At 36.2% G+C, this 11,183-nt stretch carries 5 protein-coding genes; 3 read left to right on the top strand and 2 right to left on the bottom strand.

Annotated features, from left to right (window positions below):
* Positions 1-2,232, bottom strand: a 2,232-nt coding sequence (locus VI621_RS11510) for a BamA/TamA family outer membrane protein (RefSeq protein WP_324218537.1), incomplete at its 3' end; no start/stop codon positions are given.
* Between the two features lies 1 nt (position 2,233).
* The gene (locus tag VI621_RS11505) at positions 2,234-7,240 is read right to left on the bottom strand and encodes a translocation/assembly module TamB domain-containing protein (protein WP_324218536.1); all 5,007 of its coding nucleotides are present in this window, start codon (positions 7,238-7,240) and stop codon (positions 2,234-2,236) included.
* 246 nt (positions 7,241-7,486) lie between these two features.
* On the opposite strand from VI621_RS11505, the gene VI621_RS11500 reads away from it, so the two are divergent.
* The 3 genes from VI621_RS11500 to VI621_RS11490 are packed head-to-tail and all read left to right on the top strand — an operon-like array spanning position 7,487 to position 11,180.
* Positions 7,487-8,722, top strand: coding sequence for an HD domain-containing protein (locus VI621_RS11500; protein ID WP_324218535.1), 1,236 nt, complete (start codon positions 7,487-7,489; stop codon positions 8,720-8,722).
* A 33-nt stretch (positions 8,723-8,755) separates the two neighbouring features.
* Complete coding sequence (gene lpxD / locus VI621_RS11495; protein WP_324218534.1) at positions 8,756-9,799, top strand: UDP-3-O-(3-hydroxymyristoyl)glucosamine N-acyltransferase; 1,044 nt, start codon at positions 8,756-8,758, stop codon at positions 9,797-9,799.
* A complete protein-coding gene (locus VI621_RS11490; protein WP_324218533.1) occupies positions 9,792-11,180 on the top strand; it encodes a bifunctional UDP-3-O-[3-hydroxymyristoyl] N-acetylglucosamine deacetylase/3-hydroxyacyl-ACP dehydratase in 1,389 nt (462 codons plus the stop codon). Before lpxD ends, VI621_RS11490 begins: the two co-directional genes overlap by 8 nt.
* Positions 11,181-11,183 lie beyond the last annotated feature (3 nt).

Below are 11,183 nucleotides of genomic sequence, written 5' to 3'. Positions count from 1 at the left end.
GCCAAAATTCACCTGATCTAAAACCCAACGCTGTCCGTCCGGCAAATAGGGTTTGCGGATAGGGAAGGCGAGGTCGGTTCGTAAAATCAAAAATGAAAAATCGAAACGCAATCCGGCACCGGTTCCCACAGCGAGTTCGTTCATGAATTTACCAGAGAATTGGGAACCCGCTTTGTCATCATTTTTGTTCATCAGCCAGATGTTTCCGGCATCAACAAACAAGGCGCCATGCACGATACTGAACAGTTTGGCTCTTAATTCGGTATTCATTTCGAGTTTCAAATCACCGGACTGATCGGGTAAAAAAGCAGTCGTTTCGGTGGTCGCATCATACGTTCCCGGACCTATAGATCGCGCCCGAAAAGCCCTGATGCTATTGGTTCCGCCAATAAAGAACTGTTTGATAAAAGGTAATTCGTAGGAGTTTCCATAAGGGTAACCCGCACCGGCAATAACACGGCTGGCGATTTGTACTTTTTCATTTATTTTAAAATAATGTCGGAACTCGGCTTCCACTTTCATAAATTGACTGAACGGCACTTTGAAAACCGTCACGGTATCGCCTTTTTTTACATTGGCACCGGTAAGCAATCCGGCAACATTTCCGGCCAGATCGAATCCGGTTTTGAAATAAATAGTATTCCTTTTTGCCGTTTCCATCGTATTGGTATAGGTGTAGGAGTAGGTCGAACCAAAAATAAGCTGCTTTTCGATCACTTTGTTTAAGGTAGAATTCTGTAGGCTTTGCTCTTTGTATAAATCGGTCACATTGGTCGGACTCACAAAAGTGATATCCACGATGTTGAGCTGATGTTCCTTGCGAATGTTTTCTTTCCATAAATAACCGAACGACCCTTTTACTGAATTCAGGGAATACAATTTGGCCCTGTTTTGATATTCATAACCCAAAGTAGCTTTGGTTCTCGGTACAAAACCGCTGGACGGATTTGTTTTTATCGGTGCAATAAATCGCGGCCAGATTAAGCTGGCTTCTGTTCCGACACGATAAACATCAAAGCCTTTATTAAGTCCTGACATTTGGACTTCTAATCCGCCAAAAGCACTAATGGTCAGTAATTCCGCTCCTTTGAAAGTGTTTCTGTTGCTCCAGTTTACATTTAATTCTGTTCCGGTATAATTCGCCGAATTGGTTTTGGCCAATACTTCCACACGAATCGATTTTTTGGTCAATGGCGTTAAATAATAATAGGCATCCAGATAGTTTCCTGTGGTATCCGCCACTTTGAACTGGTTTTTTACGAATTTAAAAACACCCAGATTTACCAATCTATTTAAGGACAAATTGTGATTGGTTCTGTTGTATAGATCATTCTTTTTGAAATACAGCGTTCGGTCAAAAATCCTCGGATTGAAAAGGTTTTCAGGATCTATAATCGTGAAATCTTTGTATTTTGTTATCGATTTGCTGGTTTTTAAGGAATCAGCTGTCAACAGCGAATAATTTGGATAAATGATAATATCATTGATTCGGAAAACTTTTTTTGCTATTGCCGGAGTCTCATCTTTTACTTTCACAATCAAATCTACCTGATGGTCGGCCACAGTGCTGTCGATCTGCACTTTTAAAAAATCGGGACTGAAATAAAAATAGCCCTGTTCTTTTAAATACAGGTCAATTCGCTCTCTGTCAGCTTTAATTTTATCCAAATCATAGCCTTCGCCCACTTTAAGGAAGCTTTTGTCTTTAGTCGCTGACACTGCTTTTTCTAATTCGGTAGAATCCGAAGGAAAAATGACTTGTTTGATTTTATATTGGCGGAATGGTTTTACGGTGAAATAAGCCGTTACTTTTCTCTTTTTTTCTTTCGATTCGGAAGTGGTTTGCGCATTGAAATACCCTTTGTTTTCCGCATGGTTCTGCAATACTTTGGTGTTGTAATCTAAAGCCATCGGACGATACAGAACGGGAGCTTCGCCGACTTTATTTCGAAGCCAGTGGCGGATTCCTTTTTCTTTTTTGGGTTCCCCCGCCAAATTATAGATGTATAATTTTGGTCGTAAGCCTAGGATTTTTTTGTTGGGTCTTGGCCGCAGTAAATCTTCAAATTCGTTCTTTAATTTTTTGCGTTCTTTTTTGGTGATTTCCTTTCCTTCGACTTTTACTTTTCCGCCTACATAGAGCGATTCGCCTTCCGGCAAATACTTGATGTTGCTACAGGAGGAAGCCAAAAAGAGTATGAAAACAGTATAATATAAAGATTTTATTTTCATGTTATTTCTTTTTTGGAGCGGGTACTTTCTTTTTCAATTGGGACTTTTCTGTTTTTGCTTTTTGAAACAATTCACGGAATTTATTGTAATTCATCGTGATGATAAAAGCGACACCGGTTTCGATAATTTGGCCTTGTAAAGCCACCTGATATTGGTTTTTGCGGTAGGCTCTCACACGGTATCTTCCGTCTTTGGAAAGTTGGTATTCCAGTGAAATATCATCAGCAATGGTATTGGCAGCCTGATTGGCTTGTTGTTGTCCTTCTAATCCGAAAGTACTTCCGACAGTGACTTTCAATCGGTCATTTAGCAATTGTTTTGTTACACCCACACTCAAATCGGTTTTACTTTGCTGTTGTCCCGAAGTATAATCATCTGAGGAATTTAAATCGAAATTAAGATCCACCCCTTTAATCAAATCGCCGGCTAAATTGTTTAATTGTTGCGACAGAATTTTACTGGCACTTTGTCTGGCTATAGATTCTGCCGTAATACCACCGGCTTCGCTGGCAAAAGGATTTTCTCCAATGAAACGGTTCAATAACAATAATGCAAAAACCTGTTTGTTCAACTCTGAGGGTTGTTGACGCAATTGGGCCAGTTTGGTTTGCGTACCGGTTATAATTTCTGCGGCAACGGTATTATTACCTTCCGGCAGAATAATATCAAAAGTAATCTCGGGTTTCATCAAATCACCTTTCATAACCAGATTGGTTTCAAAAGGGATTTTTTGTTTATATGTATTTCTTATTTCAGGTGTCATATCGCCCAATTGGTCGCCCAATAAATCGATGGGAGCGGCATCCGTTTTATAAACAGCCGTTATATTGATATCAGCAGTGGTAGGTTCGCCGGTCCATAAAATGTAACTGCCTTCTTTGATATCAAATTTTCTTTTGATCAGGTTAAAGGTCATTTCATAGCTACCTCCGGTAAATTCATATCTTCCTGTTAAGGTCGTTTTTCCTGATGGATCAATTCCGCCATTCAGTTGGCCTTCGCCTTTTAGTTTTAAATAATCTCCATTTCCTTTGTCAATAACCAGGCTTAATTCGGCTTCCTTGTCAATTTCAATATTTACGGAAGCTTCAATTCCTCTGAATCTCGTATTGCTTATCGAATCAAGTACAATGGTTTTATTCAGCTCGGGATGATCCTGATCGATAAATTCCACAATACCTTCACGATCGGCTACAGAAGGATCATCTTGTGGCAATATAACGGTCAGGTCGGTGCCTTTTTTAACTTTGATATTTCCTTCTACAATAGGTTTGCTTAAATCGCCCGTTACTTGCAGGCGGGTATCTAAATACAGTTTTCCATAATACAAATCATTGTCTTTGGCTTTTGAATCCATTGCTCTGAAATTATCTGCATTTATAGCTAAATTTAATCCGTAATCCATGAAATTATTCGTGGTCATTTTCCCGTCTACAATCAGGATATTATCCTCTTCGTCGCTTATGGTGAAGTTGTCAAAAAGAATTCCGCTGTCATTGATCACGACTTTGTCATTCATCGATTTGAAGTAGGAGTTGAGCTGTTTCACCCGAAAGGCAATATCATTGAATTGCAAATCGCCATTTACTTTAGGTTCTTTCGCCGTTCCTTTTATTTTGAATTGTCCTGATAAAAATCCGCTGCTTTCGGTTATATTGCCCATAGAAAATCCCTGGATGCTTTTCAGATTCAGCTTTTGCATATCCAGATCCATATCAAAATTACCGGTACCTGTTTTGTAAAAGCCGTCTAAATTTACCTGATTGCCCTGACCGGTCAGGATGACGTTTGCTTTATAGGTATTCGCAATTTCGTTATTGACTTTAATATTTAAGGATCCCACTGTATCGGTTTTGAAACTAAAATCGGCAATTTCTAAATCGGCGGTGAAAACCGGACTTTTAGTTAAATTTGTCAGTAAAGCATTTCCGTTAATTCTTCCGCCCATAACCAATGAATCTTTTTGAACGATACTGGTAATGGTTTCGATTTTGAAATCTTTAAAATCAACCGCTATTGGAGCATTTGGTTTTTCGGATTGCGATTGGATGTGTATGGCACTTCCGTCTTTGCTCAGGTCGACGGCATTAGCATAAATCCCGCTTTTCCCAAAACGCAACAGATTGTCGGCATCCATTTTCCAGGAATCATAGTTCAATACCAAATTGTCATTTAATTTAATTTCGGTATTATTACCAGACGCTTTCAAATTTCCGGCGATAAGATAACGCTCTTTGTCTTTAATGTCTTTTAATTGCAAAGTATAGTTGGCAATATTATCCTTAACAGTACCGGATAAATTAGTATACGGCAGGTTCATTTGAGGATTAACAATATTATCTACTTCAATGTTGTAAACTAAAGCCTCCTCTTTGGTATCAACTTTAATAATAGCATTGCTAATCGTAATGTCGTTATAAATCAGTTTAGGAATTTTGCCATCCAGAACAATAGAATCGTTAACGGAGTTGTATCGACCGGTTATCGAAAGTGGTTCCAATCCTTTCAATTCAGGAACTAATTGCATGACAACAGGCGTATTTTTTACTGTCAGGGTAAATACCAATTGTTGTGGTTCTGTTTTTATTTTTTTAGCAGAAGGATCGTAATCGTAATATTTAGCAATTGAATTGGATATTGCATCGGCTATTTGTGTCAGATTATATTTTCCGGTAACATTGGCATCCAAAAACTCTGATTTTACAGCAATTTCATTTTTTTCCGGTGTTGCCGTTGCTATGATATTAATGGTATCCAAAATGAATTCTCCTTTTACATTCGCAATTTTCATATGATGCAGATTGATGGTTCCATTAAGGTAATCCGGATCAGCAGTCGGAATATCAGCATCAATTTGTCCTTTTAATTTTAAAGGGCCGGCATGAAGATTCAGTTTTTCCAAATCGGCAATATCCACATTCATTTTTAATTTAACGGCCGGATATTTGTCTTTGAAACTTCCGTTGGTCACCAAATCAAATGCCAGATTGGGATCATTCATCACTATCGTGGCGTTGTAAGTTCCGCTTTTGATATTGCCTTTTAGATTGGCATTGCGATAGGTGTATTTATTGTACTGTGCGCTGGCTATTTTTCCGTCCACAGTAGCATTAGCGGTTTTTGGATTGAAACCCGTTCCGTTTACTTTGGCTTTTAAAGTTACTTTTCCAAGTTCTTTGTTTTTGATAAGTTTTCCAATATCAAAATTAGTCAGTTCGGCATCTGCCTGATATTTCTCGTAATTTTTTCTGGTTTGATCGAAATTTCCTTTAACGGTTGCCGCACCATAACTGCTGGTCAGGCTTAAATTGGTGAAAAAATCATTGATTGTCCCTTTAAAAGTACCTTTAGCAGCCAGTTGTGAAGGCAGCTGAATGGTATTTGGTATTGAACCTGACGGAACAAACTGATTGATGTCTTTTGCGGTAGAGACTAAATTTTTGATGTTCAAATCGAAATACGCTTTCTTCATATCGGGCAATCCGGTAATCTTTCCGCTGGCTGCAACTCTCGTATCACCGATACCGCTGACTTCAAGATTTGCAATTTTAATGTTATTTAATTTTCCAATGACCTTACCGTTAATGGTCATAATAGCATTCGGATTGCTTTTGAAAGGATTCGTATTGGCTAATTCCGGAGCAAAAATCAGTACGTCTTTAAACCCGACTTTGCTTCCTATTAATGAAGCATTAATATCCATGGCACCAATGTTTTTTGTTAATGAAGCAATTGATGGATACCCAATAATAATCTGATCTTTTAAAAGAGTTTGTGGCGTTTTTAAATATAATTTTTTAGCATAGGCTGATTTCGGACCATAATAAAATTCGGTTTTCAAAGATTGAATATTCAGACCGCTTTTATCCCGAGCCTTAAAGGCATATATTTTTCCTGAAATCACATCAGCAGTATAACTGAACTGTTCTCCATCTAAATTAAAGTCTTTTAAATCAAGATGTTTATAATCGATTCCTTTTTTTAAACGCGCCGCATTTTCATCGTCAAAACGGAAATCAATTAGTTTTAAATCGGCTTGGTTTACTTTAATTTTCCAATTGTTAGAAGTAGTGTTTGTTTCAGAATCAGCAACTGCCGTTTTCCTTACAGTCTTGAATTTTCCAATAGTCAAACCGCTTTTCATGTCGTCAATTTCCAGACTTTCGATATCAATAATTTGTTTTTGAAGATCAAAAACATTCATTCGGACTAACATTTTTTCTAATTTTAATCCTGTATTGAGTTGGGTTCCGGCATTGTCGTATCCAATATTGATTTTTGATAATGCAATTTCTCCAAATTTTAATTTTATATTGGAGTTTCTTGAAAGCGAATCCACCACTTCAGCTGTGTTTTCTGCAATTTCCTCAACGAGTTGCCCTTGTTTTAGTTTCAGGTTTAATCCGTCGAGTTTGATTTTTGGAATTTCAAAATCCAGGTTATCCACATCAAATTTTTCAATTTTGGTATTGAAATGATTGAAGTAAAAATTTAAATCATTTCGGGTAATGGCATCTTCAAATTTCACCTTGATTTTATCCAGACTGACTTCGTCAATCGAAATTGTCATTGGTTTAGAATCGGGTTTCGGTTTTTCTTTAGAGGCAAATGCTTTGATGATATAATCGAAATTGAAAACGGAGTCTTTATTTCTTTTGATATTTGCGGTAATCCCTTTTAAATCAATCGAATTTATATCGACCTGATTGTTTATTAATTGGAAAAGATTAATGTTGACCGCTAATTTATCGCCATACAAAAGCGTATCTTTTTCCTGGCTTTCAACATACACATTTTCCAGAATAATTTTCTTTGGAAGCCCGATTTCAATGCGTCCGATAGTCACTTTCGTATGAATTTTTCCTTCTAAATAGGTAACCGCTTTGTCTTTAATCTTATTTTGTACATACGGAATTTGAAAAAGAAGCACCAATAACAAAAACAACGCGATAACAGAAGCGATTGTCCAAAGTAAGATTTTTGCGCTTTTTCTAAAGTATTTTTTCAAATCCAAATTTTGTGGTTTACGGTATAAAAATAGCCAAATAAAACAGGATTTCCAATTTCTTCAATAAAATTAAGTTTCCTGTATTTGGCTGTAAAGATGGTGATTTAAGTCTTAATTTAATCATATAATTATGATTAAAAGTTATATAATTATCACTTAAAAGTATAAGATTTTAGCGTTGAAATTAGTTGAATGTTTATAAACCTATTATTTGCTATCTTTGTTTTCCAAAATTCTATCAAAAAAGTGACTCAAATCAATAAATTAAAAATCCTCAACGATCCGATTTACGGATTTATAATCATCCCCAATCCTTTTATTTACGATTTAGTTCAGCATCCGTATTTTCAACGATTGCGACGTATTTCTCAAATGGGATTGTCCTATTTAGTTTATCCAGGTGCGCATCATACTCGTTTTCATCATGCTTTGGGTTGTATGCACATCATGCAGAAAGCCATAGAAGTATTGCGGTTTAAAGGAATTTCAATCTCTGAAGAAGAAGAAAAAGCGTTATATATTGCCATTTTATTGCACGATATTGGACATGGACCATTTTCGCATGCCATGGAACACAGTATCGTAGAAGATGTCAATCATGAAGCCATTTCGTTGTTGTTTATGAATAAATTAAACGAAGATTTTAATGGACAATTGGATTTGGCAATTCAAATTTTTAAAGGTGAATACCATCGAAAATTTATGCTGCAACTCATTTCCAGTCAGTTGGATATGGACCGAATGGATTATCTGAAACGGGATAGTTTTTATTCTGGTGTCGCCGAAGGAAATATCAATTCCGATCGTTTGATTCAGATGATGACTGTTGTGGATGACACTTTGGTTATCGAAGAAAAAGGCATTTATTCGGTCGAAAAATTCCTAATGGCCCGACGGTTGATGTATTGGCAGGTCTATTTTCATAAAACCAGTTTAGTCGCCGAATTGATATTGACGAAAGCCTTAAAAAGGGCTAAAGAATTGACTCAGAAAGGCATTGTTTTGCCTTGTAGTGAACCATTACTTTTTTTTATGCAAAATAAAGTCGAGATGGACACTTTCGATAATGGAACGCTTGATAAATTTTCGCAATTAGATGATTACGATATTGTTAGTGCTTTAAAATCCTGGCAAACTCATGATGATTTTATTTTGAGTTCCTTAAGTAAAATGATTATCAACAGAGACTTATTAAAAATAAAACTAAACAGCGAAAAGTTTACCAAAGAAGAGGCTGATGGTTATATTGCTGCTTTTTCAAAATTAAATAACATTTCATTACAAGAAGCGAGTTATTTCGTTTTCAAAGGAAAAATAAAAAACCAAGCCTACAGTAAAGAGGCGGAACCCATACGAATTCTGAAAAAAGACAAAACTATTGAAGATGTAGTGGAAGCTTCCGATCAATTGAATTTGAAGGCGTTATCAAAACCGGTTACTAAGTACTACATTTGTTTTCCAAAACAACTGGTTGAAAATTAATAATTAAAATCTATTTTTTATATTTTTGTCAAGATGAAATTTACAGCAGAACAAATAGCGGAGATTTTAGGAGGTGAAGTTGTTGGAAATCCCAAGGCTGAAGTTCATACATTGTCTAAAATTGAAGAAGGAATAAACGGTTCTTTAACTTTTTTGGCAAATCCAAAATACAATAATTATATATATACTACTCAGGCAACAATAACCATTGTAAACCATACTTTTATTCCTGATGGAGATTTGACCACTACGCTTATAAAGGTAGACGATGCTTACTTGGCTTTTTCAAAATTACTGGAATTTTACGATCAGGCCAAAAGCAAAAAAAATGGTATAGAACAACCATCAGTTATTTCTGAAAATGTTAAATATGGCGAAAATCTTTATTTAGGAAGTTTTAGTTACATAGGTGCTAATGTTGTTTTAGGAAATAATGTCAAGATTTATCCCAATTGTTTTATTGGAGATAATGTTATCTTTGGAGATAATGTTACTATTTTTGCGGGTGCAAAAATACATTCGGAAACCAAAATTGGTCATCATTGTGTGATTCAATCCGGTGCTATCATTGGAGCAGATGGTTTTGGCTTTGCCCCAAATCAAGATGGGACTTTTAGTAAAATCCCACAAATTGGGAATGTAATTATAGAAGACAATGTAGATGTCGGCTCTTGCACAACAATTGACAGAGCTACAATGGGGTCTACAATTATCAGAAAAGGAGTGAAATTGGACAATCAGATTCAGATTGCCCATAATGTTGAAATTGGAGAAAATACCGTGATTGCGGCCCAAACTGGAATAGCAGGTTCTACCAAAATTGGTAAAAGCTGTATGATTGGCGGTCAGGTTGGAATAGCAGGACATTTAACCATTGGGAATAATGTTCGCATTCAGGCACAATCCGGAGTAGGAAAAAATGTAAAAGATGGTGAAATCTTGCAAGGAAGCCCCGCATTTAGCTATAGTGATTATAGTAAATCGTATGTACACTTCAAGAATTTGCCGAAAATAATGACTGAATTTGAAGAATTAAAAAAACTAATGATAAACAATAAAAGCGTAAACAATGGTTAAACAAACAACCATCAAATCCGAAATTTCTTTGACTGGAGTTGGACTGCATACTGGGAAGGAAGTAAAAATGACTTTCAAACCAGCACCAATTAATAATGGATATACCTTTGTTAGGGTAGATTTGGAAGGGCATCCTATTATTGAGGCCGATGCGAATTATGTGGTAAACACACAAAGAGGCACCAATTTAGAAAAATTAGGCGTTAAAATTCAAACTTCAGAACATGTTTTAGCAGCCTTTGTTGGTTGTGATGTAGATAATGTTATTATTGAACTGGATGCTTCAGAACCGCCAATTATGGACGGTTCTTCAAAATATTTTGTAGAAGCAATAGAGAAAGTAGGCGTTGAGGAACAAGAGGCCAAAAGAAACGTTTATGTTGTAAAAGAAATTATTTCTTTTACTGACGAAGCTACCGGAAGCGAAATCCTGGTTATGCCAAGCGATGATTATCAAGTTACCGCTATGGTCGATTTTGGGACTAAAGTTTTAGGGACCCAAAATGCCACCATGAAAAGCATTGCTGATTTTAAAACTGAAATTGCAGATGCAAGAACCTTTAGTTTTCTTCATGAGTTAGAATCACTTTTAGAAAACGGATTAATCAAAGGAGGCGATTTAAATAATGCTATTGTTTATGTAGATAAAGAAATTTCTGCAAGCACAATGGAAAATTTAAAAACAGCTTTTGGAAAAGAGGACATTTCAGTAAAGCCAAACGGTATTTTAGACAATCTTACTTTGCATTATCCAAATGAAGCCGCAAGACACAAACTGCTTGATATAGTTGGTGATTTAGCCTTGATTGGCACCCGAATAAAAGGGAAAGTTATTGCCAATAAACCAGGCCATTTCGTAAATACTCAATTTGCGAAAAAAATGGCCAAGATTATCAAAATAGAACAAAGAAACCATGTTCCTGTTTATGATTTGAATCAGGAACCTTTGATGGATATTCATAAGATTATGAGTATTTTGCCACACAGACCCCCATTTTTATTTATTGACAGAATTATTGAAATGTCAGACAGTCATGTTGTTGGTTTAAAGAATGTTACCATGAACGAAAGTTTCTTCGTAGGACATTTTCCAGGTGCACCGGTAATGCCTGGTGTCATCATTGTTGAAGCTATGGCACAAACCGGCGGAATCTTAATTTTAAGTTCTGTGCCGGATCCGGAAAACTACCTGACCTATTTTATGAAAATAGATAATGTAAAGTTCAAATACAAAGTTTTACCAGGTGATACTTTAATTTTCAAATGTGATTTGATTACGCCAATCAGAAGAGGGATTTGCCATATGCAAGCCCATGCTTATGCCAACGGAAAATTAGTGGCAGAAGCAGAATTGATGGCTCAAATTGCAAAAAAACAATAAAAC

This window comes from Flavobacterium sp. (genome assembly GCF_035292545.1).
Lineage (GTDB): Bacteria > Bacteroidota > Bacteroidia > Flavobacteriales > Flavobacteriaceae > Flavobacterium.
Note: the sequence above shows the minus strand (reverse complement) of the source record. Positions and strands in the feature narration are given on the sequence as shown.